Raw genomic sequence first — 25,306 nt, 5'->3', positions numbered from 1 at the left:
CGTAATGCCGTAACTGATGGAGCAGCAGATGAGAAAACAGAAGCGATGTATGGGATACGTGGCGGTCGTGGTCGATGACTACGATCGTGCAATTGAGTACTACACCGATAAGCTGGGCTTTACCCTCATTGAAGACACGCCGCAGCCGGGTAAGCGCTGGGTCGTGGTGACGCCGGCCCCTGACAGCGACTGTGCTATTCTTCTTGCCCGCGCGTCGAACGACCGGCAGGAAGGCTTTATCGGCAATCAGTGCGGCGGACGGGTTTTTCTGTTCCTGCAGACCGACGACTTCTGGCGCGACTACAATGCTATGAAGGCAAAAGGCGTCCACTTCTTTCAGGAGCCACGGGAGGAAGAATACGGAATGGTTGTCGTATTTGAGGACATCTACGGCAATCGCTGGGACCTTTACCAGAACAGGCAGGCCTGAAATTCTTTCACAGCAGCGCCTCAGGTGTACGGGAAGCATTACAAGCGTAAACCCTGTCAGGTCTGGCCTGCAGAGAGCGCTTCTGAACAATATACCTCAGTGCAGCGGTCACTGCACTAAGGTCTCCCTCGGGTTAACCACACAGCGTCATGATATAAAATCCGGCCGCCGTCATGGCCAGCGAACCCAGCACGTGTATCAGCACCGAGGCGGCTGCCCAGGCATAGCTGCCGGACTGCAGCAGGGCAAAAACCTCAGCCGAGAACGTGGAGAAGGTCGTCATTCCGCCACACAGCCCGGTGGTAATGAGCAGCCGCCAGGCCGGATCGAGGCCGGGATGGCGCAGAAAATACGCCAGCGCCGCTCCGATGATAAACCCTCCCAGCAGGTTGACCAGCAGCGTCCCCGGCGGCAGGTCCGGAAAAAGCGCGTTCAGGCGCGCGCCCAGCTGCCAGCGGATAACACACCCTAAAGCACCGCCGGTGATGACAGCAAAAAGCTGATTCACGTTCACTCCTTTTATTTTTTTATATTCAGAACATAACGGGAAACGACCTGTGCGGCCGCATCCATCTGGTATACGGCCGGCACGCCGGTCGGGATATGCAACTGTGCCAAGCTGTCGTGTGGCATGCCGTCCAGGAAGGCGGCCAGGGCGCGCAGCGTGTTGCCGTGCGCCACGACCAGAACGGTACTTCCGCAGAGTATCTGCGGCATCACGGCGTGCTGCCAGTAGGGCATGACGCGACGCAGCGTCATTTCCAGGCTTTCCGTCGCAGGCAGGTCGGCCAGCGCAACGCGGCTGTAGCGCGGGTCCCGACGCAGCTGCGCCGGAGCCCCTGCGTCCGCGGGGGGAATGCCGCTGAAGCTTTTGCGCCAGAGCCGGACGGTCTCTGCACCCATCATCCGGGCAGCCGCTTCCTTGTTCAGCCCCTGCAGCGCACCGTAGTGCCGCTCGTTCAGCCGCCAGTGTTTGTCCACGGGCGTCCAGCTGCGGCCAAGACGGTCCAGCACCCGCCAGACCGTGTGAACACAGCGCGTCATCACCGAGGTGAAGACCCGATCGGGCAGCAGGCCCGCGTCCCGCAGCACGTCACCGGCCCGGTCAGCCTCCTGCCGCCCCCGGTCCGTCAGCGGCACGTCTGTCCATCCGGTAAAACGGTTTTCCCGGTTCCACTGGCTTTCGCCATGGCGCAGGAGAATCAGCGTTGAAGGTGCCAAAGACTGTGCTCCTGTGCCGGCCGCTGGCCGTCCGGTGGATCTGTTACGTGCGGCGCACAAACGCATGAAGCCCCGCATAGTGAGCGTCCTCACCCAGCGCCTGCTCAATGCGCATCAGCTGGTTGTACTTTTCCACGCGTTCGCCGCGGCACGGCGCACCGGTTTTCAGGTGTCCCGCGCGCAGGGCTACCGTGAGGTCGGCAAGAAATGTGTCCGTCGTTTCCCCACTGCGGTGGGACATGAACGCGCCCCACCCGTGCCGCTGGCAGAGCGCCACGGCGTCCAGCGTTTCGCTAAGCGAGCCTATCTGATTGAGTTTAATCAATGCGGCGCTGGCGAGGTTTTCGTCAATGCCGCGCTGGATGTACTTCACGTTGGTGACAAACAGGTCGTCACCAACCAGCTCGGCCCTGCCCGCAAGCTGCTGGTGCAGATGCTTCCAGCCCGACCAGTCATCTTCTGCCAGGCCGTCTTCCAGCAGAATGACGGGAAACTGGTCCATCAGCTCGCCGTAGTACGCCGTCATTTCCGCCGCGCTCAGCGCACTGCCCTCCGTGCGCAGATGATATTTTCCGTCTGCGAAAAACTCACTTGAGGCAGGGTCCATGCAGATGCTGATGTCTTCTCCGGGCCTGTACCCCGCCTTCTCAATGGCCTGCACGATAAACGCCAGCGGGTCGCGGTTCGACGATACGGCGGGCGCAAAACCGCCTTCGTCGCCGACTGCCGCGGACAGGTTCTTGTCCAGCAGGATCTGGCGCAGCGCCTGGTAGACCTCGCTGCCCTGACGCACGGCCTCGCGCAGCGTGGGTGCCCCGTGTGGCGCTATCATGAACTCCTGAAAGTCCGCGCCCTGACCGCGGGCGTGCACGCCGCCGTTGATAATGTTCATGCACGGTACGGGCAGCAGGTTCGCCTGCAGGCCCCCCAGGTAGCGCCAGAGCGGCTCGTGCGAGGCCTGTGCCGCCAGCCGGGCAACCGCCAGCGACACGCCCAGAATGGCATTGGCACCCAGCCGACTCTTGCTCTGCGTACCGTCCAGCGCCAGCATGATGTTATCCAGCTGACGCTGCTCGCGCACGTCCCTGCCGCGCAAGGCTTCGCAGATTTCCGTATTAACCGTCCTGACAGCATCCAGTACGCCTTTACCGCCAAAACGGTGTACGTCGCCGTCGCGGCGCTCAGCGGCCTCGCGCGAGCCGGTGCTGGCCCCGGAAGGCACCGAGGCCCGCGCCATCATTCCGTCCACGGTCCGGGCTTCGACTTCAACGGTGGGGTTGCCGCGAGAGTCAAGAATTTCACGGGCGGTCACGTTATCCAGTGTAAAGCGCATAGAGTTTCTCCCGGTTCAGTCATTCAGGTGAGTGATAAGCACATCCACCGTGAGGTGGTTAATGTATTCCGCCGAGCGGGACGTCAGCATTCCCATAAAGCGGTTTCGGTGCCCGGCAAGCACGAGGTCCACGCCCAGCTCAGCGATGCACTTCTCCACGTCCTCAAAGCGGCGCATGGTCACCAGCTCCCGCATGTCTACCGTCTCAGGCACGGAGGCCGCCAGCTCGCTCATAAACGCTTTGGATTTCAGCACCTCTTCCGACACGACGTCGTCCATCAGGCTGTCGGACACGTAGTTCATTTCCCGGTAGTCGTCGCTGATGTGGGCCAGGGTGATTTTCATGCCGAGCGGCTGCGCCAGCGCGACCGCCCGCTTCAGCAGGAGGGTGCCGTCGTCTTTATCGTTCACAAGTATCAATGCATGGGTGTAGCAGGTCATAATGAACTCCCGTTCTGGTTGAGGCGGGACTCAAGCCACGGCAGAAGCTGTTTTTTGCGGCTGAGCATACCCGGTACGGAGCAGGAGGCCGCGTTAACGCTCTCCCGCCCGGCGAAATAAAGCGTTGAAAACCCGGCCCGGATGTCGGTCAGCATCAGCACCGCCAAACCAGCACCCGACTGGTCTGCCAGATACGCCAGGGCAGCGAGCAGGTCGTCCATCACGGTGGCAACCTGTGACGGGGAGCTGACCTCAATCTGGGCGATGCGCACGTCAGTGCCGGCAATGACGAAGGCCTTGAGGTCCCTGTCCAGCAGCAGCTGTGCGCTGAGGCCGCTGACGTCAGTTTTTGCCGTAAGGAGGTCACGGGCGAAGGCTCTGCGGTTTACGCCGGACAGTACGCCCAGCTCGGTAGCCGAACGGATATCGTCTTCGGTCGTGGTGGGCGAGCGAAGATTCACGGTGTCGCTCAGGAGTGCACCCAGCAGAAGAATGGCAAGCGTCGGGGGCAGCGTGCGTCGCGCTTCAGCGTTCATAAGCAGCCACAGCAGCGTGGCGCTGCTGCCAAGCGGGCGTATGTGTACCTCCGGCGGCAGTTGCGTTATCAGTCCGCCCAGCCGGTGGTGGTCAGTGATCCCCACGATGTTGCTCCGGAGCAGGTCGTCAGGTCCCTGCGCCGGCTCGGTGAAATCGACCAGCCAGACCCGTTCATCCTGTAGCGGAATATCAAGCCGTGGCGGCAGCGTGAGTCCGGCGGTGTCAAAGATAAAATGGGTTTCGCGGTTAGCTTCGCCAAGACGCCATGCGCGGGCGTCCATGCCGCGCCCGGTCAGCCAGTGCGCGGTGACGAAGGCCGTGCAGATGGCGTCGCTGTCAGGATTGATGTGGCCAAAAACGTGTATCACAGGTCTCTCCCCGAAGAGGGAAGTACGCAGGCCGGGAAGAAAGTAAGGACGGCCTGACGCACCTCCTGAAAATCAAGAGTCGCATCAGGCGTCATCAGCTCCGGAACGGAGCGGTTGGGAAAGGTGGAACGCCATCACCTTGTCATATGAGTATAGAGCCGGTTGCAAAACCTGTCAGTATTATTCTGCTGGCGCCCTCAGCCTGCCAGCGCAGCCCGTGCCTCGCAGAGTACCCGGCGAATGTTTTCCGTCACCGCCGGACTCGTGCAGAGCGAAAGCGGACTGGGGTGCGGCATCGTCAACACGGGGACGCCGGGGTACAGATGATTGACCGTCCCGCGGGCCTGAGCCGCTACGGCACCGGCCAGCACCACCACGCGCAGCGCGGGCAGATACGCCAGCACGTCCTCAAGCAAGGCGCAGCCTCTGCGGATGTCCGCCGCTGACGGCCGTTTCTGCAGCCCGTGACTGACCCAGGGCACCGTATTCCACAGCACGCTGTCCTGACGCGAAATACCGGCTTCCGCCAGAAACCGCCCAAGGTTCTGCTGGGCCGGCCCCGGGTTATCACGCGACACAAACCGCGGTGACGGGCTGCTGCGCGCCGGCGACTGCAGCAGGACGAGCAGTCCGGCCCTAACCCCGCCGTCAGCCGGATCAAACCACGGCAGTTCTGCACCGGCCTGACGCTGGCCGCTGACCCAGCGATTCAGCGCGGCCACATGCGGCGCGGTGACTGCCGCGAGGCATTCCTCGCGTAAAAACGAGTCCTGCATCGATGTGCTGGTTTCACTCACGGCTTCCGATCCAGGCCTGCCAGACAGGGAGAAACAAACAGTTTACCGCTCCATGCCCCACGCACTGTTTTCACCGCGACAAGCAGCCACATGGCCGCCAGTATGACGACAAGAAGCGCACCGAAGCCTTTAAAGAATGCGAGGTCAATCAGGGTAGACAGCTTGAGCGTGGCCACGGTGTACACGCCCAGCGGGAAGGTAAAGCCCCACCATCCAAGGTTGAACGGGATGCCTTCACGGAAGTATCGCACGGTTATCAGCGTGGCCAGCAGCATCCACCACAGGCCGCAGCCCCAGAAGAGAATGCCGGCAACGAACCCCACGCCCTGCGCGATGTGACCGATTTCCGGCATGCCCGCCGCGGCAAACACCCCGGGCGCATCTCCGCCGATGACCAGCATGCCGAGCGAGCCGGTGCCAATCGGACCCAGCGCCAGCCAGCTTGAGGCCGCCATGCTTTCGTGCGGTAGCTTGTGCAGCGCCATACGCAGCAGCAGAATGGCGAGGATGCTCAGCGCCACCGGCACGGAGTACGCCCACAGCACGTAGCTGGTAATAATGATGCCGAGCTGCGCGTGTGGGGCAGCAATGTGCGGCGCCAGCAGGCCGCCGCTGACCGCCGCGACCTCGGCTGCCACGACCGGCAGTAACCAGACGGCAGTCATCTGGTCAATACTGTGCTGCTGCCGGGTAAACATCATGTAGGGAATGCACACGCCGCACAGCAGCGACATCGCCACGTCCAGCCACCACAGGGCGTGTGCCACCTGAATAACGTCTGCGCCCCAGCGCGGAAGACCGAACGCCAGCAGGCCATTGATGATGGTCGCCATGCCCATCGGGATGGTGCCGAAGAACATGGACACGGTTGAATGGCCGAAAATGCGCTTTGCCTCTCCGAAGTACATCACCCAGCGGGCCAGATACATCACGGCAAAGACGCTGAACAGGAGGATGTTAAACATCCAGAGCCCCTCGGCGACAAGGCGCAATCCCGGAACCTGCCAGGGGAACTGCGCCAGAGACAGCGACAGGATGCCGGTCCCCATGGTCGCGGCGAACCAGTTAGGCGTGAACTGTCGTATGGCCTCTTTCGGGCTGCTCAGCGCGCTCAGCGGACGCGCACCGTTATGCAGGGTGAATATTTTATCGTTCATGCCGGAATCTCCTGAGTAGACAGAAAGATTATAGGCATGTCAGAGTAAATCTTTAAAACAGGTTATTTAGCTAAAATAAATCTATAAAAGTGATTAACCACCCCACTTTGCGAAGGATCGTCACTGCGCTGGAGTAAGGGAGGTTTCGCGTCAGGTCTGCGGCGGGCTTTTAATCGTGGCCATGACACGGTTCTTTTTCAGGTCAACCACCGCAATGCTGAGGTCTTTATTCAGCACCCACGCGCGGGTACCGTCCTTGTTGAAGACAATCGCCTGACGGGGCGCATCCAGTCCGGTGACGGTGGACACCACCTTACCGGCGGCGGTATCAATAACGGAGAGGCTGTTGTCGCCAAGGTTGCCGCTGTAAACATAGCGGTTATCCGGCGTCAGCGCGGCACCGTAAGGGTCCTGACCCACGGGAATGGTTGCCGTAATGACGTGCTTTTGCGTGTCAACCACGGCGATTGTGTTGCTGCCGCTGTTAGCCGCGTACAGTGTGCGGCCGTCTGCGCTGACAGAAATGGCGCGCAGCTTGCTGAAGCCGGTTATCTCGCCGCGAATGTCGCCCGTCACGGCATCAACCAGGGTAATTTTATCGCCCTTAAAGTTGGTGACGTAGACGGTTTTGCCGTCCGGGCTGATTTTAATGCCCTGACGGGGCTGGGCAAAACCCGTCACAACTGCAATGGGCCGGTCATGTGTAAGGTCATACACCGAGAGCGTGCTGGCGGCCTCGTTATTCACATACAGTCGCTGACCGTCACGACTTATGGCCGTGCCGAATGCCCCGGGCCCCAGCGGCAGCGTGGCCGCCACGTCAAGCGTCCCGGTGCTGATTTTTTTGACTACGCCGAGACTGCTGTCAGAAAGAAATATGGCCTTACCGTCCGGAGAGAAAAGTGCATTACGGGGGGTGACGTAGCCCTTCATCACCTTTCTGACTTTCCCGGCAGCCAGATCATAGACCACCACGTCTGAGCGCTCACTGTAGGACGCCACCGCCGTTTTTTCATCGGGACTGACAGCAAGGGAATTGTTGTGGATATCGCCGTCAAACGTCCAGCGCGCTTCTGCAGCACCTGCGATGGTACTTATGAGGAGAAATGCCACCGCGGTCAGTCCCGGGATTCTGTAATTTTTTATCATTATTTCTTCCTGCATAAAGTGAAAGATAAAAGCGCATTGCCCGATTGAGGGCTTCAGAATAAGCATGGCAGATTAAATCCCGGCGGGGAAATCGATTTTCCGGCTATGTCTTACCACCCGTCAACTTTCCTCCCTGCCAGTAAGCATACCGAAGTGGTTCAAGGCTGAATAATTCCTGTTCAGAAAATAAACTTCAGAGGAATGGTAACTTATTTTTTTGTTTAAATTGCATTCCACATAAATCACAGCCTCAGCCAGAGAGTAATGACCGCGCTTGAGGACATAACACCACGCGTCGAACAGTACAGCATTGATGAGATGTTTTTGGATCTTACCGGTATTAACGGCTGTGAGGACTTCGAAGCTTTTGGTCGTCGCCTGCGCGCGCATGTATTTACCACAACGGGTCTTACCGTCGGTGTCGGCATGGGGCCCACTAAAACGCTGGCAAAATCGGCCCAGTGGGCGAGTAAGGAGTGGAAGCAGTTTCGCGGCGTGCTGGCGCTGACGCCGGGTAATCCGAAACGTACCGAAACTCTGCTGGCTAACCAGCCCGTTGAGGAAATATGGGGTGTGGGACGGCGTATCGGTAAGCGACTCAGCCTGATGGGCATCGAAACCGCCCTGCAGCTGTCACGCGCGCGTCCAAAGTTCATTCGCGATAACTTTTCCGTGGTACTGGAACGCACAGTACGCGAGCTGAACGGTGAGTCATGTATTCCGCTGGAAGAACTGCCGCCAGCAAAACAGCAGATAGTCTGCAGTCGCAGCTTCGGGGAGCGCATTACAACAAAAACAGCCATGCAGCAGGCGCTGTGTCAGTACGCTGCACGCGCAGCGGAAAAGCTGCGAGGGGAATGTCAGTACTGCCGCAACATCGGCGTGTTTATCCGGACGTCGCCACACGCCAGCGGTGAGGTGTTTTACGGAAACAGCGCCGGAGAGAAGCTGACACTACCAACACAGGATACGCGGGACATCATTGAGTCTGCGATGCGGTCGCTCAATTGTATCTGGCTTGAGGGTCGCAGATACATGAAAGCAGGCATCATGCTTGATAACTTTACGCCGAACGGCGTAAGCCAGCTAAATCTGTTTGACGATAATCGGCCACGGGCTAACAGCGCACAGCTGATGAAGGTACTGGACGGCATTAATCAGTCAGGACTGGGAAATGTGTGGTTTGCCGGACAGGGAATTAACACTGAGTGGAAAATGAAGCGTGAAATGCTCAGCCCTGCCTGGACCACACGCTGGTCAGACATTCCTAAAGCTCGTGTTCTCTGAGACGATTATTAATTAAGCTGTTGAAACTGTATTCCACATAAATGCTGACATGTCGAACAGGGTAATGACCACGCTTGAGGGTATGGCACCAGCAGTGGAAATTTATTCAATCGACGAAGCGTTTATGAATCTCGGCGGCATGAGCCGTATTGAACCACTGGAAGACTTCGGACGCCGGGTTAGGGCGCGTATCAAGCAAGAAACACATCTCATCGTAGGTGTTGGCATTGCGCCAACTAAGACCCTGGCAAAGTTGGCAAATCACGCTGCAAAAAAGTGGTCAAAGACAGGCGGCGTACTCGATCTGTCGAATATTGAGCGTCAAAAGAAATTGATGGCGCTGGTGCCGGTTGAAGATGTCTGGGGTGTTGGCCGTCGCATAAGCAAGAAGTTGAATGCCATGGGCGTCATTACCGCGAAAGATCTGTCGGAGCAAAGCACTTACATCATCCGTAAGCATTTTAACGTGGTGCTGGAGCGCACCGTAAGAGAACTGCGCGGGGAGCCATGCCTGGAGCTCGAAGAATTTGCACCAACCAAACAACAGATAGTGTGCTCGCGGTCATTCAGTTCACGCATCACTGAATACATTTACATGCGTCAGGCTGTTTGCTCTTTCGCAGAGCGGGCAGCCGAAAAGCTGAGAAAAGAAAGGCAGTACTGTAAGCAGATAGCAGTATTTGTCCGAACCAGTCCGCACGCAGAGGGTGAGGTCTTTTATGGCAATCAGGCCTCGCGAAAGCTGCTTACACCTTCTAACGATACTCGCGACATCATCCGTGTTGCTATGGACGCACTTGATGACATATGGGTAGACGGACACCGTTATATGAAAGCAGGAGTGATGTTAGGCGATTTTTTCAGCCAGGGTGTGTCTCAGCTCAATCTGTTTGATGAGTACCGGCCACAGCCCAACAGTGAAGCTCTGATGCGAGTAATAGATGGGCTAAATCAGAGCGGGAAGGCCAATTTATTTTTCGCTGGGCAGGGGATTGAAAGGTCATGGGCCATGAAGCGAGAGATGCTTTCACCAGCTTACACGACCCGTTTTGCAGACCTGCCAGTCGCAAAATGAGCGTAGCTGTTATTAACCTGTTACCAATGCCAATCTAAGATCGTAATGAGTGAAATTCATACACTGTTGCGATAAAAGTCTTCCCCAAAACTCAATGCAACCTATTGGATTTTATAGCGTTTATTTTCGTTGACAAAGGACATGCATAGCAATGTTTTCTTGCTTTTAAATCAATAAAATCAGTTGGATAACATTGTTTTGCTAAAATAATGCTGCGTCACATGGAGTGGTTCGAAGCGGCTGACCTGATTGTTAAAGGTGTTGAAGGCGCTATCGCTAACAAGACCGTGACTTACGATTTCGAACGCCTGATGGATGGCGCTAAGCTGCTGAAATGTTCAGAGTTTGGTGACGCGATCATCGATAATATGTAATCCGCATTACGTAACATACAGCCAACACGTACGTAAAAATCGTGTTGGCTTTTTACTTCCCGCTTTCTTTCCCCCAAACTTCCCCAAAACTGTTCATAAAATCACCTTCACACAGCAACCACAATCCAGTCTTTTCCGCGATCATCGTTATAGCGATTACTCATCTAAGCGCTTATTGTTTTCGCACCGTGCTGTTTAAGACATTTACTCCGTGAGAGCGCTGCTAAATCATTTCCCGCTGCCTGGCATTTTACTCTCTCTGCAAATTGAATTGTCTGATGCCACGGTAAAAGAGTGAGTGAACGCATATCTGTCATCCACCCTGTCACGCCTGATTTGTTAAACGATACCCTCTGTTAATCTCTTTCAGTACCAGTTAAGCGCCCGGCATTAAATGTGTCGGGCCACGTTATTTGCTCCTTACAGCTGATTCAATTTTGTAACCTGTACCACAAAAAAATAGAGTTACGCATGATCCGGTTGCCGCAGACGTGTACGCTTCTGCCGATACAGAGGGAGAGCATTATGGATGATGAAGCGGTAAGTGATGCTATTGCGGCATGTCGCCTGCTATTTGGACAGGCGGTGATGGAAATCGTGGCTGAAAATAAGCCGGTGACTGGCGAAGCCATTTCTGAAAAAATTCATCAAATGTTTACCGGAATCAACCCGGAACCCGTGATGACGCTGGCTATCAGCCTGTTGACAACCCGCGCCGACTGACCGATCCCGGTTATCAAGCCAGAGACCTCAGGCCGCCATGGGCGTAATGCCAGTTAGTTAAGCGACAGGTGATAACGCAGTCTGGTGCCGCTCAGGGGCTGGCGGTCCTCGCGCCGCTGCGCGGTTCCTTCACTTCATTCGCCTGCCTGACGGACCGCCGGGGATGGCACATCCTGTGCCGCCCCGCCTTTCGCCCGCGTCCTGCGGGCTCTCCTGGCAGACTCATTATGTTCAGCGCTGCGGATTGCCTGCCCCTGATCGCCACCGGCCTGCGCTGGCCCGCACTGCGGCTCGCTCGCCCGGAAAAAAGCTGGCACGTTTGACCGTGACAGCCTTTACAAATCTAATCTTAACTGACCAGTATTACGCCATGGGCGGCCTTTTCCTTTTCTGCATGCTGGCCCGGCAGGGCCGACGCCGTAAAATAATAATCCGGTTAATAATTCAGGTCTGTCTCTGGCCTGTCGTGCTGGCCTCATATTTTAACAATATCGCAACTATGGAACCAATCTGACACTGCGCTGACTAATTTGCTGACTATACCGTTACGTTACCGTTTTCAGAACGTTAATCGGGCGAGTCTTACTTTCATTCAGCCAGAACGGCGTAGCCTTTGCGCAGAGGATGTCAGACATGCGGTTTTTAATTATTTGTCGGGATAATATTGGCGACACCTTACTGACCACGCCGCTGATCAGTGCGCTGGCGCAGTCGGGGCAGCATCAGGTCGACGTGCTGACTAACAATTACGCTGCGCCAGTGTTGCAGCATAATCCCGATATCCGGCAGCTCTTCTATTATACTAAACTGCATCACCGTGAGGCAGGGCAGGGACGACTGGCCTGTCTCTTACAGCGACTGAAGCTGATGCTGACCCTGAAAAAACAACGTTACGATGTGGTGATTCTGGCAAAAAGCCGCTGGGATCAGCATGGCCTGAAGTGGGTTAAAACAGTGCGTCCCGCCAGAGTGATTGCCCTGGGCCATCCCCATCCGCTGATTACCGATCTGCTGCCGCCACCCAGCCAGTCGCCGTGTCATATCAGTGAAACCCTGTTTAGCCTGGGGCGGCCTTTCAATCTCAGCGCCACAGCGCCAGGCAAACTGACGCTGCTGCCGGATGCGGCAATCGCGGCCAGCCTGCGTGACAGCTGTGCGATTGATCCCGCTGTTCCGGTCTATGCATTGCAAATCAGCGCCCGCAAGCCGAGCCAGCAGTGGGAAGCCGCGCGGTTTGCCGGGCTGGCTGAAAAAATCGCGGCGCGTCATCCCTGCCAGATAATGCTGCTCTGGTCACCCGGCAGCCGTGATAATCCGCGTCATCCGGGAGATGATGAAAAAGCGCGTGAAATTATGGCGCTCTGCCCGCATCTGCCAATCAAAGCGGTGGCAACCACCAGCCTGCCGCAGTTGATTGCAGCAATGTCGTTGTGTCAGGGGCTGGTGAGCAGTGATGGCGGGGCAATGCACATTGGTGCGGCGCTGGGATTGCCGGTCGTCGCGCTGTTTGGCGACAGCGATCCGGCATGCTGGCATCCGTGGCAGGTTAACTATCAGGTGCTGCAACCGGCGTCACGTGAGGTCAATGCGCTGAGCAGCAGCGAGGTCTACGACGCCTTCGCCCATACCATTACTCAGTAATCCTCTTCAGGCCAGCGTCCCAGTCTGGCCGCTTCACACAGCATGGCGACCGTCAGTGGACGATAAGGCCGTGCTGTGCCCGCAGTAAACCAGTTTGCCACTGCAAAGCGCCGTCGGCGCGGCTCCGGAAAATAGCGGGCGTCATCATACTGTTCTGAACAGACGCCGAAAGTGATAAAAAAATCACTCATCAGAATGGCAAAGTCCACTTCACTCAGCGGTAACTGCTGCAGATGAAATCCCGCCCGATCCACTTTCCGGAACCAGCCCAGTGCGGTTGGCTGATTGTGGTGCTCAATCAGCGCAATGATGGATTGAGAAAGGTCGTTCATTACCCCACCAGTTTCGCCACGGCCTGCCCGACCTCATCGGCCTTGATCGTTGCCATCGGATGCTGTGAGGCGGTTTTATCCGGGCGGTGAATAATGATGTGCCGATCGCTGTCCTGGCAGGGACCGGTATAACGCGGATTGGCGGTCGAGAACAGGCTGACCGTCGGCGTTTGCGCGGCCACGGCGATGTGCAGTGGACCGGTGTCCCCGGTAACCAGCACATCCAGCGTGCGAATCAGGCTAATCAGGCCGCTGAGATTCGTTTTACCCGCCATCGGGGTCACACGCTGACGGTAGTGCAGGGGCAGGCTTTCAATAAATTCCTGCTCAAGAGGCTGCTCAGCGGCGGTGCCGGTAACGATAATTTCCGTGTCAGGCCAGCGTTCAAGCAAGGCTGTCGCCAGCTGGCTGAAGGAGGCCAGTGGCCAGCGGCGAATATCTTTTGATGCCCCTAACTGAAAACCGATACGGCAATGGTCAGCCTTTGCAGTCGGACTGTTGTTCAGTGCCGGAAGGTGCATCCGGGTCTGCTCTGTCTCTGCGCCCAGGACTTCAATCAGTTTCAGCTTACGCTTGATGGTATGGTCATCGAAATAGCCTGAATAGTGATCGAGATATTTATTTAGCAGAGGCGATTCGCGGCCGTAATGATCGCGCACAATCACCTTACTGCCGGTCAGTACCGAGCTCATAATATCGTAGGGGAAATGGGCGTGTAATATTACTGACAGGTCAGGTTTCTGGCGGCGCAGTTTGAAAAAAAGTGGCAGGAAATTCGCCAGTTTGTTATCCCAGATATAGATCTGATCAAACCAGTTATAACGGCTGACGAGATCCTTATTTTTCTTGCTGGAAACCAGAATAAACTTGCTGGCGGGAAAGCGATTTTTCAGGCTCCAGATAGCCGGCGTATTCATCAGAAAGTCGCCCAGTGCCGTGGTGGAGTAAATCACCACTGTTTGTGGGGCCAGGTCGTGCAAGGCCTGTGGTTTTGTTCTGCTGGAAAATCGAGAATAGAGCGTTAAAAGTCGGTCTATCAGATAAATCTTTTTTTTCTTCACGTCTGAATTCTCTTAAATGTATCAATAATATTTAACAAAAGGTGTTGTGAGTTATTAGAGAATATTTCTGCGACTAAAGTTCATTATTAAGGTTTATTTTTCGCTGCCGTAGAAATTTCGTTTAAATTGTTTCCACAATTTTAATGTTGTTTATTCTGGGTATATATACAGAATTGTGTAAAAGAAGTAAGAGATTATTAAAAAGAGATGGGATGATTCTTATAAAAAGGAAAGTATGGAAAATACTCTGATTTCGGCCATAACTAATAGCAGGTTAATTATTAGCGGAATTATTCTATGACTTCTATCTATTAAAAAACATGCGATAAAACAAACCCCGGCACGTGTGCCGGGGCAGGGTATTACGACTGTGGCTGACCCACCGGGCCTGAACCCAGCGTACCGCCCGGTGACGACTGACCGCTTGGTGCATGAGGGCGGCCATCATCTTTAATTGCGTCGCTCTTCTGCGAGCAGCCCGCCAGAGAGGTTAAGGTCGCTGCAACCAGCAGCAGGGCAGGAATTGTTTTCATAAGGTCACCTTGATGTTGTCAGAAAGAGACGAAACCAGACTAAGCATAGATACTTACCGCATTCTGGCCTGAAAAGGCTTATCTTTCAGATGTTTCTCAGCCGGCGGAGAGAGTCCAGGCAAAAAAAACGGAAGCCAGTGGCTCCCGTTCTGTTGACGTTCAGCGCGATTACTTGCGGCCCAGCAGGAAGCCGATAAATACGCCAACGCCTGCAGCAACGGCCAGACCTGCAACAGGATTGGATTGAACCTGATCCTTGATACAGTCAGCAGCATCGCGGGCAGCATAGCTTGCCTGGTTGGTGTAACGGCGTGCTGCGCCTTTAGCCTGATGCTCAGATGAACCGGTTGCTGCACCCCATTGTTCCTGAACTGCGCCAGCGGCTTCTTTTACTTTATCTTCGATTTTTCCTGACATTTATTGCTCCTTGGTTTTGAGTGAGACCCTCAAAGCGTAGCAAAGATAGTGAATTCTGCTCCTCCAGCGGAGGAAAATGGGCTAAAAAATCATTCCTGGCTGTTAATGGCGCTGCGTTTGCGGGTAAGGGATTTACTGTCTAGCCTTTGGAAAGAGAGGCGCACTCAGGCGCTGCCACAGCCATAGCCAAAGCTACAGCCGGAGGATAAGCAATGAAACGTGATGCACTGAATGATGACGACTATGATGAAGTCTGCCGGGTCATTGGCGATGCGGTCATTGTGCTGTCGGAGCGCGGCCATGACACCCGCCGTGGCGAAATCTACGACCTGCTTAAACGTATACGTCAGCAGCGCGCGCACAGTGAACGGGATGAGCAGCGGATGCTGGATCATGCTATCCGGCTGATTAAGCCAGAGGTTTAGCATAGTGCGGAAACGCTGCGCTACTGCAGCAGCACGCCCTGAATCAGACTGGCCTCAACAATCGTAACCTCATTAATTTTCAGCGCCTGCATATAACCTTCAACCAGTAAGAGATTGCTGACATCAGTGGCCCGGTAGTCGCCCGGGAGTTCACTGTCGCCTTTCCAGACCTGCTGCTGCGACAGCTGACTTAATGTCGTCAGGCTGTAGCGATGGGGTTTGCCCGGTAACTGATTGCGGATTGAAAAACCATGTACGCCGCCGATGCCAATGACCCGACGGCTCGCCAGATCCTGTTTAATCTGCGGACTGACCTCATTAGCGGCATAAAATTGCACAAAGCGCAGTACCGACTGCCGCCAGGAGCCAATCGGATTAGGGGATTTGGCCTCCGGGCTGTTCTTCAGCACCGTCAGAATAAAGTTTTTCAGCGTCACCGAGGCCAGTTTGCCCTGATAGATATCTGCAACCGGCTGACCCGCCTGCTGTCGCCAGGCAGTCATCTGCATCGATCCCCCACCAATATCCCAGACCAGCAGCTGCTCATCACGGATCGCCGGATCGTTAAGCGCGGCTTTAGCGGAGAGGAAACCGAGTTTCGCTTCCTGCTGCTGCGAGATGATGCTGATTTGCGCACCGGTCTGGCGCTGCAACTGATCGATGACCGCCTGACCGTTGCTGGCGTTGCGGAACACCGCCGTGGCAACGCCGCTGATCCGCTGTGGATGAAAGCGCTGTGCCTGCGTTAAAAGCTGCTGCAGGGCGGCGGCACCTTCATGAGTCATTGCCGGGCTGAGCTGATTATCTGTTGAATGCGCTAAGGCCTCGTTCCATGCCACGGCGCGCTGATCCTGATACAGCATCTTTTCGATGCGCAGCTGGCAGACATTGACACGGGCTACCGCAATTTTGGTGGTGCCGGAACCGATATCCAGACCGGCGCGGATTTGCTGGCAGCGATCGGCCTGGGCAGCAGCGGCAAAAAACAGTGAGCAGAACAGCGTGACAGCAGACAGCGCAGCAGAACGCATAGCGACTCCGGGGGCAATGAGGATCAGAGTGAACGGGCGGCGACGCAGGCCGGATAGACGCTCACCAGGAAGTGACGCAGATGATCAAAACACCATTCGGCGTCATCCGCCTGCGGACAATAGAACTGAATAGTGATCTTTTCATAATCGCGCTGACGCTGGCGCAGCGGCGACCAGCTCCAGTCGAGTACCGAGCGGGCATAATTGACCAGCGTCTCGGCGGGCATCTGATGTTGCTGCTCCTGCCCGGTCAGATAGCGATAAAAGTTCGCTTCCAGCTGCAGCGCCTCCTCAAAGCCGTGTTGCGGCAGATCGGGACGAAAAGCCACATCGATAAAGCCACAGACCGCATCTGCCTGCTGCTGCCAGTCGCAGGCCAGGGTCATAAACAGCCCCTCCTGCAGATTGATCTCCTCGACCAGCCGCCGCAGATTCACTGAATGGTTCAGCACCGCGATCTCCTCAAGACGACCGGTTTCCAGCGTCAGATCAAAGCCACAGGGATTCACGGAGCCATCCGCATTGCGGGTGGCGGGGAAGGGGAAGTCGATATAACCGTTGTTATCCAGACGCTTTTCCATCGGGGAGACCTGCTGCTTGACGTTTCCTGACAATAAACCATCTGGCAGCAGGATTCATCCCTTATGGACAGGTCCAGGTGATTTGGGTGTCCTGGTAAGGGTTGATCAGGCGGAACTGCTTATCTGACAGGCGCTGCGCGTAATAGCCCTCAGGCGTGACGGCGGAGGGAACATATTTAAACCGATCCAGCGACTGCAGCGGGCCACTCTTAACGCTGACCTTATCCCGGGTCACGGTGAAGCTATTAACCAGATCAAAAATCACGCCCTGGGTATGCCCCATCGACTGACCATAAATTGTCGAGACCTCACCCGGACATTCCACCCCTTTCGGGCCAGATGAACATCCAGTCACCATCGCGATGAGGATAAAAATGCTGAGACGCATCATGATTTTCTACCTGCTTCAATCCCTGGGAGTTTCGTGGCGCAGAGTCTATCCTGCTGCGTCACTGATTACTTAATCATAGCAGTTTACGCTGCGCTTCCTGTTTGTGATTTGTTTAATCGTTAAGCAACAGGAATGTAAAAGGGTGACTTTGCTTATCAATAAACGTTATTCTTGGCTCCTTTGCGCACCACTTAGGCAAATTCAGGGATAAATGATGAACGAAGAAGAAGCAAGTCTAATGATTATTCGCCATGCGATTGACCAGTTAGAAGCCGATAAGAAGCAACAGGTGATCGCTTGTTCAGCGGATATACGTGCAGCAATGCAGGCTTACGATAGCGAGAATGCCGGGCTGGCACTGATGTTAGTGGCCGCCGAGGTAGCAGCCGAATAATCATATCCGGTCAGTGTGGCAGCCTGTTACGCTGGCCGGATTACTTTATTTTTTCTCAACTTTCAGATTTCTTCGCACGCCGATTCTATCTTTCAATGGTCTTGCTGCGGGTTGCCCCGCGTCCCTTCTCCGTCCTGTGATGTGTTAAGCTAAAAAATCTCAATAAAATCAGCGGAGAAAAAGCATGAAGGCAGCATTAATTGCCCTGGGCCTGCTGGCCTGTCACATCGCACCCGCCTGGAGCGAGACGGAATTTCAGCTTAACTGTCCCGGCCGGACAACCATGACCGTTTCGCGTGCCGAATATGGTTTAACCACGTTAATGTGGCCGCCGGGGCATTTCCAGATTGCTGCCGGTCAGCAGCGTACCCGTTTAGAGGCGGGTGATAAGGTGGCGATTACTCGCTTTCGCAATGGCGATCAGCTGATTGTGAACCAGCGCAGCCAGGCGACCTTTTTTGTCTACCGCGACAGCGATAAACTGCTGCCCTGCAGCCGCAGCGAAAAACGCGATGTTGATGCGTTGAGCCTGGAGCGCTACGACGATCGTCAGCACTCCGATACTTAACCCACGGAGCCACTATGCAACCCGAGATTACCGATAAGGTCACAACGCAGGATCTGGATGAAGTCAGGCTGGGTCTGACTGCGTTCAACAGCAAATATATTAATATTGATGAGATCAGATCGATCGGCGTGTTTATTCGTGATGACCAGGGCAGAAAGCTGGCCGGACTGACCGGATCAACCGCCGGAAACTGGCTGCGGATTGATATGCTGTGGGTGAGTGAGGCGCTACGCGGGCAGGGGGCGGGCAGTAAGCTGATGCAGGCGGCAGAGCAGGAGGCGCGGGATCGCGGCTGCCGCTTTGCCCAGGTGGATACCGCCAGTTTTCAGGCGCGGCCGTTTTATGAAAAGCTCGGCTATACGCTGCGCTTTAGCCTGGATAACTATCCGCGGCATCATCAGCGCCACTATCTGACGAAAGCCCTGTAATCAGAACAACGGTTGCTGACGCAAATCCAGCGGATGCTGTTCTGCTTCATCAATCGCGGCCAGCCAGCTCTGCAGCGTAACTTTTTTCCAGGAGAGATGCCCGCGCGTGGTACTCATCAGCACCACGTCGGGACGCAGGGAGCGGTAAAACTCCAGCGTCTGGCTCAGCTCAGCCGGATTACTGTCCGGCACCAGCACCGTGATCCAGCGGTCATGCGAACGCGTCACGGTATCGCCAACAAACAGATAGGTCAGCCCCAGCGGCGAGGTGTAGAGATAGCTGCAACTGCCCGGTGTGTGTCCTGGCGTTGGCAGCAGATGGAAATCCCCGAAGTGCGTCTCCTGCTGCGAAAAGGTGTCATCAGGCTCAGCAAAACGGCTGATGGGGCCCAGCGATCGGCTATGGCAGTAAAGTGCGCTGCTGAAGCGCTGCTGGATCAGCGCCGCACCGGGCGCGGATTCATGCCAGTGGGTGAGGTAGTGGCGGATCACGCCGCCGGTATCGGCCATGACTTCATGATCGAGCGGATTTTCTACGCGGCCAATCAACAGATTGCCGCGAGGGTGACGCAGCATAAAGCCATGCATCATCAGGTCATTAACGGCATCTTCCACCGGAAATTCCGGGGTTGAGATCCACAAATCGTCATACAACGGCTTCAATGTCGATCTCCTGAAACAAACGCTATTCCCGCAGGACGGGATGCCCGGTCGCCTGCAAACGTGCGTGGCCCTGGCTGACCGCTAATCGTGCGCTGGCACCCAAAGGCAGTGTTACGGTGTCAGCGGCATGACCAAAATCTAATCCACAAATCAGCGGCAGACCGGTGGTGTCACGCAGTCGCTGCCAGACGGTGCTGAAGTCAAACCCGTTGTCATATTCTGTCAGGGCTGTACTGGTGAAGCTGCCGGTAACGATCGCCCGCTGTCGCGCCAGAATGCCGCTCTGCTGCAGCTGAATCAGCATGCGTTCAATGCGGAACGGATGCTCATTCACATCCTCAATCACCAGAATGCCGTTCTCAAACTGCGGCATCCACGGCGTGCCAATCAGTGAGCAGATCATCGCCAGATTCCCGCCCCACAGCGTACCCTGCCATTCACCCTCGTCAGGCGTTTCGCTTTGCCATCTCACCTCTACTGTAGGTGAAGTCAGTGCCTGCCAGAAGTGGTGAAGGGTAAATTCAGATAAGGTCGCGGCGCCGAAGTTACCGGCCAGCATCGGTGCGCTGAAGGTAATCAGGCCGACCTGCGCCAGCAGCGCCAGCTGAATCGCGGTGAAGTCGCTGTGGCCGCACAGCGCCAGCGGCTGATTCAGCAGACGGCGTTGCAGGCCGATGTAGTCGATGGACTCCAGTAACCGGCTGGCACCATAACCGCCACGCACCGCCAGCACCACATCGGGCAGCGTGCTGAGGCTGGCAAGCTGGTTGATATCCGCCAGGCGCTCCGCGTCCGTACCGGCGAAGCGCTGAAAACGGCGGGTGATCACCTGCTCGTTCTCTACCTGATGGCCGGCCGCACGCAGTCGTGCAATGCCCTGCAGCGCCGCAGGCTGATTGTGACAGTAACCGGAGGGGGAGATAAGACGAACTGAACGTGAAATCATCATACTTTCCTGCTGTTAGCGCCTGACTGACGGCGATGATGGCGAAAAGCGCCGCTGAAGTCACGGTACGCGCCGCATTTTCATGCATTTAGGATAAACGGTAATTTTGCTCTCAGGCTGCCTGGGTATGATAGCATTCGCCACAACAGCTACGAGATGAAAAATTGCTGAAAATCCGACACCTTATACTCTCAGCGTTACTCCTGACCGGCTGTGCCAGCGAGCCACCGCACCATGCCGTTAAGCAGCGCAACACGCCATTAACTCAGGCACCGCCGTCCAGCGTCAATGGCACCTGGGCGATGTTTACCGAAGATGCCGCCAGTCATTATGGCGTTGATGAGAAGTTGATCAGCGCCATTATCAGTGTCGAGTCGGGTGGAAATCCGGGCGTGGTGAGCCGTTCAAATGCGGTGGGGCTGATGCAGATTAAAGCTTCGACCGCCGGGCGCGAAGTTTATCGCACGCTGGGCCGTCGTGGTCAGCCGTCGAATGCCGAGTTGCGCGATCCGGCCAAAAATATTGATATCGGCACCGCCTATATCCGCATTCTGCAGAACTCCGCGCTGTCGGGCATCCGCGATCCGCTGACCCTGCGCTATGCCACCATCGTCTCTTATGCCAACGGCGCAGGGGCGTTACTGCGGACTTTCTCCAGCGATCGCGATCGGGCCATTGCGATGATCAATGCGATGTCACCGGATGAGTTCTATCAGCATGTGCAGAACAAGCATCCGGCGGCGCAGGCCCCGCGCTATCTGTGGAAAGTCACCACGGCTTACCGCACTATCTGACCGGTTGTGATGAATCCTGCGGCGTGAGTAGTAGCCGCGCCGTGGGATAGTCGATGATCAGCACCTTGATGTAGCCGCCCAGCAGCGCACCGCGAATCGCCTGCGCTTTCTCTCTTCCGCCTGCCAGCCCGACCACCTGTGGACACTGTTTTACCTGTGCCAGCTCCATACCAATCACCGGATCTTCTTCTGCTTTCAGCACCGGCTGTCCGCAGGCGTCGAAATAGTGCAGACAGATATCGCCTACCGCACCGCGCGCCGCCAGCGTCTGTAGCATCCTGCCATCGTAGTAGTTGCCCGAATTACGTAACAGCGCCGACGGCTCCAGATCGCCAATGCCGACAATCGCCAGGTCGACCTGCTCAAATTTACTCAGCACCTCGGCGACCTCTGCGTTGGCAGAGAGCCGCTGGCGATCGCTGACCGAATGCTCAATCGACTGCGACGGCAGCAGCCAGGCGGGGCAGTTCAGCAGCGCCGCCAGATTTTGCGTCAGAATCGTGGCCTGCACATTGCCGTTAGCCCCGACGCCACCCAGCAGCTGGATCACCCCTTTGCAGGCGCTGTTGAGCGGATGCAGCGCATCCACCATCGCCCGGATTGTGCCGCTCCACGACGAAATACCAATCAGCTCATCGTTTCGCAGTCGGGTCTCCAGATAGTGAGCGGCCGCCGATCCAATCGCCTGCTTAATCTGCAGCGGCGACGCCTGGTCCGGCACATCCACCACAATCGCCTGCGGCAGGTTATAGGTCTGCTCAATGGCCTTTTCCAGCTCAGGATAAACGTTGGCTGGTGGCACCACGCTGATCTTGACCACACCTTCTTTCACGCTGCGATTAAGAATGCGTGAGACAAACGACTGCGATAAGGTCAGCGACTCCGCAATCTCTGACTGCTTCAACCCTTCGACATAGTAAAGGGTGGCAATCTTTACCATCAGTCGCTGTTCATCCTGTTTTGCCATCGGTTTTTCCCTCTCTGATTCTGCCCGGTATTGTTAACCAGGATGATCAAAATCACAACGCAGGCTAATTTGTGATCGTTTTCGCTTTTTAACGATCGCGCATTGGACGGCACGTCAGCGCGGGCGCATAGTCATTATGCATATAAAATCGCGTGTGAATATATATTCAAGCGGAGAAAAATAATGACTCGTCCTCTGATCAAACTGACCCTGCTCGCATCGATGCTCGCCTTTTCAGCGACCGCGCTGGCGGCAGAGCAAGGCCTGCTGGCGATTATCACCCCATCCCATGACAACCCGTTCTTTAAAGCCGAGGCGGAAGGGGCCTTAGCGAAAGCCAAAGAGCTGGGTTACGCCACGCTGGTGGCGTCGCACGATGATGACGTAAACAAGCAAAACCAGCTGATTGAGACCGCGATTGCGCGCAAAGCCAAAGCGATCATTCTTGATAACGCTGGTGCCGACGCCACCGTCGGGCCGGTGCAGAAAGCCAAAGATGCCGGGATCCCGACCTTCCTGATTGACCGGGAGATCAACAAAACCGGCATCGCGGTAGCGCAGATCGTCTCTAACAACTATCAGGGGGCGCAGCTGGGCGCGGAGAAATTTGCGAAATTGCTGGGCGGCAAAGGGGACTATGTTGAACTGCTGGGCAAAGAGTCTGACACCAACGCGGGCGTGCGGTCGCAGGGCTATCACGATGTGCTGGATGACTACAGCGACATGAAAATGGTGGCTCAGCAGAGCGCCAACTGGAGCCAGACCGAAGCCTTCAGCCGCATGGAGACCCTGCTGCAGAAACACCCCAACATCGTTGGCGTCATCTCCGGTAACGACACCATGGCGCTGGGTGCCGAAGCCGCGCTGAAAGCCGCCGGGAAAACATCGGTGATCGTGGTGGGCTTTGATGGCAGCGACTACACCCGCGATTCGATCCTCAACAAAGGCAATATTAAAGCGACGGTGCTGCAGCCGGGCTGGGATCAGGCGCAGATGGCGGTCACGCAGGCGGATTACTACCTGAAGAACGGCAAAGCGCAGAAACAGGAGAAGCAGCTGATGGACTGCGTGCTGATTGACGACAGCAACGCCGCTAAGCTGAAAAACTTCAACCTGGCGAAATAACCATGAAACGGATGCTGGCGGTATTGACCGGTATGGCGCTACTCAGCGCCTGCACCGTGGTGGATCTGGATGCGGACGGTAAGCCGATCCTGCCGAAGGATCCGCACGCGAAACCCAGCTATACCACCCAGACACCGCAGCAGATTGCGGAAGAGACCTGGCAGCCGCGCGTGATGACCACCGCGAACAGCCATGCGCTGAGCTGGGCCGACATGGAGGCGAAAAGTCAGACGGTCAAACCCGGCGGGCGCGAAAGCGTCTTCGTGCGAGCCGGGGGTAAAGCCAGCGCCTTTGATGAGAGTAACCCGCGTGAACGCACGCTGACGCTGATGATTAACGGCAAGCCGGTGGCGGTCAGTGTCGGGCCGGTGCTGCGCAGTAACGCTATCCGGGATGCCGCCGGTTTCCGTTTCGAAGAGTTTACCAATCAGGTGCAGTACGCCCAGCTGACGCGGGCGCTGAACCGTCACGCGGTGAAGCAACTGCCACCGCTGGATGCCAGCTGGGTCAACCAGCCGGTGCAGGCGCTGCTGGCCGTAACCATCGGGCAGAACAGCGTTGAAGATGTGGTAGCGGTTGAGCTGAAGCGGGGGACGCCCTGATGGACGATGAGATCATTCTGCGGGCCGAACAGATATCGATGCTGTTTCCCGGCACGCTGGCGCTGGATCGCGTCGATTATCGGGTCTGGCGCGGCAAAGTTAACGTCATCATCGGTGAGAATGGGGCGGGAAAATCGACCCTGATGAAAATTCTGGCCGGGGTACAGCAGCCCACGGCCGGTTCGCTGTTCCTGAATGGCGAGCCGCTGACGCTGAGCAGCACCCGCGACGCCGCCCGGCACGGCATCGGCATGGTGCACCAGGAGCTGAATCTGTTTGAGAACCTGACGGTGGCTGAAAACCTGTTTCTGGGCCGGGAGATCCAGCGCGGTCTGGCCCCGATCAACGAGGCGGAGCAGGCACGCCGCACCGCCGCGCTGATGGCGCGCCTGGATCAGCCGATTTCACCCCATGAGCGGGTCGGTAATCTCAAAGTGGGTCAGCAGCAGCTGGTCGAGATTGCCAAAGCGCTGGCGGAAGATGCGGACATCCTGATCCTCGACGAGCCGACCTCGGCGCTAAGCAAAACCGAAGTGGAGATCCTGTTCCGGGTGATCCGCGACCTGACGCAGCAGGGCGTTACCGTGATTTACATCTCCCACCGGCTGGAAGAGCTGATGGCGATTGGCGACGTGATCACCATTCTGCGCGACGGGCGCTTTCAGGCCGAAGCGCCGGTCAGCAGCATCGATGTGCCGTGGATCGTGCGTGAGATGCTGGGCAGTGAACCGGTCACCACCTTCCTGCCGGAAGCGCGTGAGTTTGGCGCGCCGGTGCTGGAGGCGCAGCACATTACCTGCGTCAGCCCCAATGGTAATACCCTGGTGGATGACGTCAGTTTTCAGGTGCGGGCCGGGGAAATTGTCGGGATTTACGGGCTGATGGGCGCAGGCCGCACCGAGCTGTTTGAGTGTCTGCTTGGCAGTCAGCGTCACTATCTGGGCAAGCTGTGGCTCGACAGCAAACCGCTGCCGACCCGTCTGGCCACCGCTGACCGTATTCGCATGGGCATGAGTCTGGTGCCGGAAGATCGCAAACGTGCCGGGATTTTCCCGGTCTCATCGGTTGCCAGTAATCTCACCATCGCCAGCCTGTGGCGGCGTCTGTCACATCGCTTTGCCATTGCCCACCAGGCGGAGCAGCAGGCGGTGAGCCAGACGGTGGGCAACCTGGCGATCAAAATCTCCTCGCCGGACGTGGCCATTAGCGCGCTGAGTGGTGGCAACCAGCAGAAAGTGGTGATTGGCCGCGCGCTGCTGACCAATCCGCGTCTGCTGCTGCTGGATGAGCCGAGTCGCGGCATTGATGTCGGTGCAAAAGCAGAGGTGTTTCGCATGATGGTGGCGCTATCGCAGCAGGGCATTGCAGTACTGTTCTCCACCTCGGACCTGAAAGAGATTATGGCGGTAGCCGATCGCATCCTGGTGATGTCGGGCGGCAAACTTACGGCTGATCTTCCCCGCGACCAGGCGGAAGAGGCAGCGCTGGTGAAAGCAAGTGCGCAGGGGTTCTGAG

Annotated in this window: 29 protein-coding genes, 3 pseudogenes and 1 riboswitch; of the genes and pseudogenes, 14 read left to right on the top strand and 18 right to left on the bottom strand. The window is 56.5% G+C overall.

Features of this window, described 5'->3' with window-relative positions; genetic code table 11:
• Nucleotides 1-28: 28 nt before the first annotated feature.
• On the top strand, nucleotides 29-430 hold the full coding sequence (locus tag ACX8ZY_RS12110) for a VOC family protein (RefSeq protein ID WP_010260801.1): 402 nt from the start codon (nucleotides 29-31) through the stop codon (nucleotides 428-430).
• Between the two features lie 133 nt (nucleotides 431-563).
• Here the strand turns inward: ACX8ZY_RS12110 and crcB are convergent, their stop codons facing one another.
• From crcB to ACX8ZY_RS12070, 8 genes are all read right to left on the bottom strand, one after another.
• Nucleotides 564-938, bottom strand: coding sequence for a fluoride efflux transporter CrcB (gene crcB, locus ACX8ZY_RS12105; RefSeq protein WP_010260804.1), 375 nt, complete (start codon nucleotides 936-938; stop codon nucleotides 564-566).
• Nucleotides 939-949: 11 nt separating this feature from the next.
• Nucleotides 950-1,651: a 2,3-bisphosphoglycerate-dependent phosphoglycerate mutase gene (locus tag ACX8ZY_RS12100; protein WP_013199814.1), complete on the bottom strand. Its 702-nt coding sequence runs from the start codon at nucleotides 1,649-1,651 to the stop codon at nucleotides 950-952.
• Nucleotides 1,652-1,694: 43 nt separating this feature from the next.
• Entirely contained in the window at nucleotides 1,695-2,984 is a 1,290-nt protein-coding gene (gene eno, locus ACX8ZY_RS12095) for a phosphopyruvate hydratase (RefSeq protein WP_010260810.1), read from the bottom strand.
• A gap of 15 nt (nucleotides 2,985-2,999) precedes the next feature.
• Nucleotides 3,000-3,425: a universal stress protein gene (locus tag ACX8ZY_RS12090; RefSeq protein WP_010260813.1), complete on the bottom strand. Its 426-nt coding sequence runs from the start codon at nucleotides 3,423-3,425 to the stop codon at nucleotides 3,000-3,002.
• Entirely contained in the window at nucleotides 3,422-4,330 is a 909-nt protein-coding gene (locus tag ACX8ZY_RS12085) for a DHHA2 domain-containing protein (RefSeq protein ID WP_010260815.1), read from the bottom strand. Before ACX8ZY_RS12085 ends, ACX8ZY_RS12090 begins: the two co-directional genes overlap by 4 nt.
• 78 nt (nucleotides 4,331-4,408) lie before the next feature.
• A riboswitch (Fluoride riboswitch) is annotated at nucleotides 4,409-4,478 on the bottom strand.
• A gap of 49 nt (nucleotides 4,479-4,527) precedes the next feature.
• Complete coding sequence (locus tag ACX8ZY_RS12080; protein ID WP_010260817.1) at nucleotides 4,528-5,127, bottom strand: uracil-DNA glycosylase; 600 nt, start codon at nucleotides 5,125-5,127, stop codon at nucleotides 4,528-4,530.
• Nucleotides 5,124-6,284, bottom strand: a complete 1,161-nt coding sequence (locus ACX8ZY_RS12075) for a TDT family transporter (protein WP_010260819.1) — start codon at nucleotides 6,282-6,284, stop codon at nucleotides 5,124-5,126. Before ACX8ZY_RS12075 ends, ACX8ZY_RS12080 begins: the two co-directional genes overlap by 4 nt.
• A 150-nt stretch (nucleotides 6,285-6,434) precedes the next feature.
• Nucleotides 6,435-7,433: a YncE family protein gene (locus ACX8ZY_RS12070; RefSeq protein ID WP_013199815.1), complete on the bottom strand. Its 999-nt coding sequence runs from the start codon at nucleotides 7,431-7,433 to the stop codon at nucleotides 6,435-6,437.
• A gap of 243 nt (nucleotides 7,434-7,676) precedes the next feature.
• On the opposite strand from ACX8ZY_RS12070, the pseudogene umuC (ACX8ZY_RS12065) reads away from it, so the two are divergent.
• The 5 genes and pseudogenes from umuC (ACX8ZY_RS12065) to ACX8ZY_RS12045 form a co-directional block, all read left to right on the top strand.
• Nucleotides 7,677-8,720: pseudogene (gene umuC, locus ACX8ZY_RS12065) on the top strand (translesion error-prone DNA polymerase V subunit UmuC); the annotation flags it as partial.
• A gap of 31 nt (nucleotides 8,721-8,751) precedes the next feature.
• Nucleotides 8,752-9,795 (top strand): annotated as a pseudogene (umuC, locus tag ACX8ZY_RS12060) (translesion error-prone DNA polymerase V subunit UmuC); the annotation flags it as partial.
• A gap of 200 nt (nucleotides 9,796-9,995) precedes the next feature.
• Nucleotides 9,996-10,169: pseudogene (locus ACX8ZY_RS12055) on the top strand (isocitrate/isopropylmalate family dehydrogenase); the annotation flags it as partial.
• A 525-nt stretch (nucleotides 10,170-10,694) separates the two neighbouring features.
• Nucleotides 10,695-10,892 (top strand): hypothetical protein, encoded by a 198-nt coding sequence (locus tag ACX8ZY_RS12050; protein ID WP_010246253.1) that lies wholly within the window; start codon nucleotides 10,695-10,697, stop codon nucleotides 10,890-10,892.
• 633 nt (nucleotides 10,893-11,525) lie between these two features.
• Nucleotides 11,526-12,533: a glycosyltransferase family 9 protein gene (locus tag ACX8ZY_RS12045; RefSeq protein ID WP_158131796.1), complete on the top strand. Its 1,008-nt coding sequence runs from the start codon at nucleotides 11,526-11,528 to the stop codon at nucleotides 12,531-12,533.
• On the opposite strand, the gene ACX8ZY_RS12040 is transcribed toward ACX8ZY_RS12045, so the two are convergent.
• From ACX8ZY_RS12040 to ACX8ZY_RS12025, 4 genes are all read right to left on the bottom strand, one after another.
• A complete protein-coding gene (locus tag ACX8ZY_RS12040) occupies nucleotides 12,527-12,865 on the bottom strand; it encodes a DUF1493 family protein (RefSeq protein ID WP_158131795.1) in 339 nt (112 codons plus the stop codon). The genes ACX8ZY_RS12045 and ACX8ZY_RS12040 overlap by 7 nt on opposite strands.
• On the bottom strand, nucleotides 12,865-13,926 hold the full coding sequence (locus ACX8ZY_RS12035; RefSeq protein ID WP_421665012.1) for a glycosyltransferase family 9 protein: 1,062 nt from the start codon (nucleotides 13,924-13,926) through the stop codon (nucleotides 12,865-12,867). Before ACX8ZY_RS12035 ends, ACX8ZY_RS12040 begins: the two co-directional genes overlap by 1 nt.
• A gap of 362 nt (nucleotides 13,927-14,288) precedes the next feature.
• Nucleotides 14,289-14,459: a hypothetical protein gene (locus tag ACX8ZY_RS12030; protein ID WP_010246238.1), complete on the bottom strand. Its 171-nt coding sequence runs from the start codon at nucleotides 14,457-14,459 to the stop codon at nucleotides 14,289-14,291.
• Nucleotides 14,460-14,627: 168 nt separating this feature from the next.
• Nucleotides 14,628-14,876 (bottom strand): ElaB/YgaM/YqjD family protein, encoded by a 249-nt coding sequence (locus tag ACX8ZY_RS12025; protein WP_010246235.1) that lies wholly within the window; start codon nucleotides 14,874-14,876, stop codon nucleotides 14,628-14,630.
• 212 nt (nucleotides 14,877-15,088) lie between these two features.
• Here ACX8ZY_RS12025 and ACX8ZY_RS12020 point away from each other — a divergent pair, with 212 nt between their 5' ends.
• Complete coding sequence (locus ACX8ZY_RS12020) at nucleotides 15,089-15,301, top strand: DUF2767 family protein (RefSeq protein ID WP_010246232.1); 213 nt, start codon at nucleotides 15,089-15,091, stop codon at nucleotides 15,299-15,301.
• Between the two features lie 20 nt (nucleotides 15,302-15,321).
• Here ACX8ZY_RS12020 and ACX8ZY_RS12015 read toward each other — a convergent pair whose 3' ends face one another.
• The 3 genes from ACX8ZY_RS12015 to ACX8ZY_RS12005 all read right to left on the bottom strand — a co-directional run bounded on the left by ACX8ZY_RS12015 (nucleotide 15,322) and on the right by ACX8ZY_RS12005 (nucleotide 17,304).
• Nucleotides 15,322-16,332, bottom strand: coding sequence for a Ppx/GppA phosphatase family protein (locus ACX8ZY_RS12015; RefSeq protein WP_167422806.1), 1,011 nt, complete (start codon nucleotides 16,330-16,332; stop codon nucleotides 15,322-15,324).
• Nucleotides 16,333-16,355: 23 nt separating this feature from the next.
• Nucleotides 16,356-16,913, bottom strand: coding sequence for a hypothetical protein (locus tag ACX8ZY_RS12010; RefSeq protein WP_022625839.1), 558 nt, complete (start codon nucleotides 16,911-16,913; stop codon nucleotides 16,356-16,358).
• A gap of 61 nt (nucleotides 16,914-16,974) precedes the next feature.
• Entirely contained in the window at nucleotides 16,975-17,304 is a 330-nt protein-coding gene (locus ACX8ZY_RS12005) for a hypothetical protein (RefSeq protein ID WP_010246223.1), read from the bottom strand.
• Between the two features lie 214 nt (nucleotides 17,305-17,518).
• Here ACX8ZY_RS12005 and ACX8ZY_RS12000 point away from each other — a divergent pair, with 214 nt between their 5' ends.
• The 3 genes from ACX8ZY_RS12000 (at nucleotide 17,519) to ACX8ZY_RS11990 (ending at nucleotide 18,694) form a co-directional block, all read left to right on the top strand.
• Complete coding sequence (locus ACX8ZY_RS12000) at nucleotides 17,519-17,698, top strand: hypothetical protein (RefSeq protein WP_010246220.1); 180 nt, start codon at nucleotides 17,519-17,521, stop codon at nucleotides 17,696-17,698.
• Between the two features lie 184 nt (nucleotides 17,699-17,882).
• Nucleotides 17,883-18,266, top strand: a complete 384-nt coding sequence (locus tag ACX8ZY_RS11995) for a hypothetical protein (protein WP_010246217.1) — start codon at nucleotides 17,883-17,885, stop codon at nucleotides 18,264-18,266.
• 14 nt (nucleotides 18,267-18,280) lie between these two features.
• Nucleotides 18,281-18,694, top strand: coding sequence for a GNAT family N-acetyltransferase (locus tag ACX8ZY_RS11990; RefSeq protein ID WP_010669877.1), 414 nt, complete (start codon nucleotides 18,281-18,283; stop codon nucleotides 18,692-18,694).
• On the opposite strand, the gene ACX8ZY_RS11985 is transcribed toward ACX8ZY_RS11990, so the two are convergent.
• Together ACX8ZY_RS11985 and ldcA are read right to left on the bottom strand one after the other, a co-directional pair.
• Complete coding sequence (locus tag ACX8ZY_RS11985) at nucleotides 18,695-19,357, bottom strand: MBL fold metallo-hydrolase (RefSeq protein WP_010246210.1); 663 nt, start codon at nucleotides 19,355-19,357, stop codon at nucleotides 18,695-18,697.
• A gap of 22 nt (nucleotides 19,358-19,379) precedes the next feature.
• The gene (gene ldcA, locus ACX8ZY_RS11980) at nucleotides 19,380-20,303 is read right to left on the bottom strand and encodes a muramoyltetrapeptide carboxypeptidase (protein WP_081115534.1); all 924 of its coding nucleotides are present in this window, start codon (nucleotides 20,301-20,303) and stop codon (nucleotides 19,380-19,382) included.
• Between the two features lie 164 nt (nucleotides 20,304-20,467).
• Here ldcA and emtA point away from each other — a divergent pair, with 164 nt between their 5' ends.
• Nucleotides 20,468-21,097, top strand: coding sequence for a membrane-bound lytic murein transglycosylase EmtA (emtA, locus tag ACX8ZY_RS11975; RefSeq protein ID WP_010246204.1), 630 nt, complete (start codon nucleotides 20,468-20,470; stop codon nucleotides 21,095-21,097).
• Here emtA and ACX8ZY_RS11970 read toward each other — a convergent pair.
• A complete protein-coding gene (locus ACX8ZY_RS11970) occupies nucleotides 21,090-22,064 on the bottom strand; it encodes a sugar-binding transcriptional regulator (RefSeq protein WP_045140498.1) in 975 nt (324 codons plus the stop codon). The genes emtA and ACX8ZY_RS11970 overlap by 8 nt on opposite strands.
• Before the next feature lie 183 nt (nucleotides 22,065-22,247).
• On the opposite strand from ACX8ZY_RS11970, the gene ACX8ZY_RS11965 reads away from it, so the two are divergent.
• From ACX8ZY_RS11965 to ACX8ZY_RS11955, 3 genes are read left to right on the top strand one after another with little or no spacing between them, the layout of a single operon-like run.
• Nucleotides 22,248-23,189 (top strand): D-ribose ABC transporter substrate-binding protein, encoded by a 942-nt coding sequence (locus tag ACX8ZY_RS11965; RefSeq protein ID WP_010246199.1) that lies wholly within the window; start codon nucleotides 22,248-22,250, stop codon nucleotides 23,187-23,189.
• A gap of 2 nt (nucleotides 23,190-23,191) precedes the next feature.
• On the top strand, nucleotides 23,192-23,791 hold the full coding sequence (locus tag ACX8ZY_RS11960; RefSeq protein ID WP_052270923.1) for a DUF2291 family protein: 600 nt from the start codon (nucleotides 23,192-23,194) through the stop codon (nucleotides 23,789-23,791).
• Nucleotides 23,791-25,305: a sugar ABC transporter ATP-binding protein gene (locus tag ACX8ZY_RS11955; protein ID WP_033786046.1), complete on the top strand. Its 1,515-nt coding sequence runs from the start codon at nucleotides 23,791-23,793 to the stop codon at nucleotides 25,303-25,305. Before ACX8ZY_RS11960 ends, ACX8ZY_RS11955 begins: the two co-directional genes overlap by 1 nt.
• Nucleotide 25,306: the final 1 nt, after the last annotated feature.

This window comes from Pantoea sp. XAF26B01_ASV70 (assembly GCF_054512635.1).
This window is presented reverse-complemented; position numbering and strand designations above follow the sequence as displayed.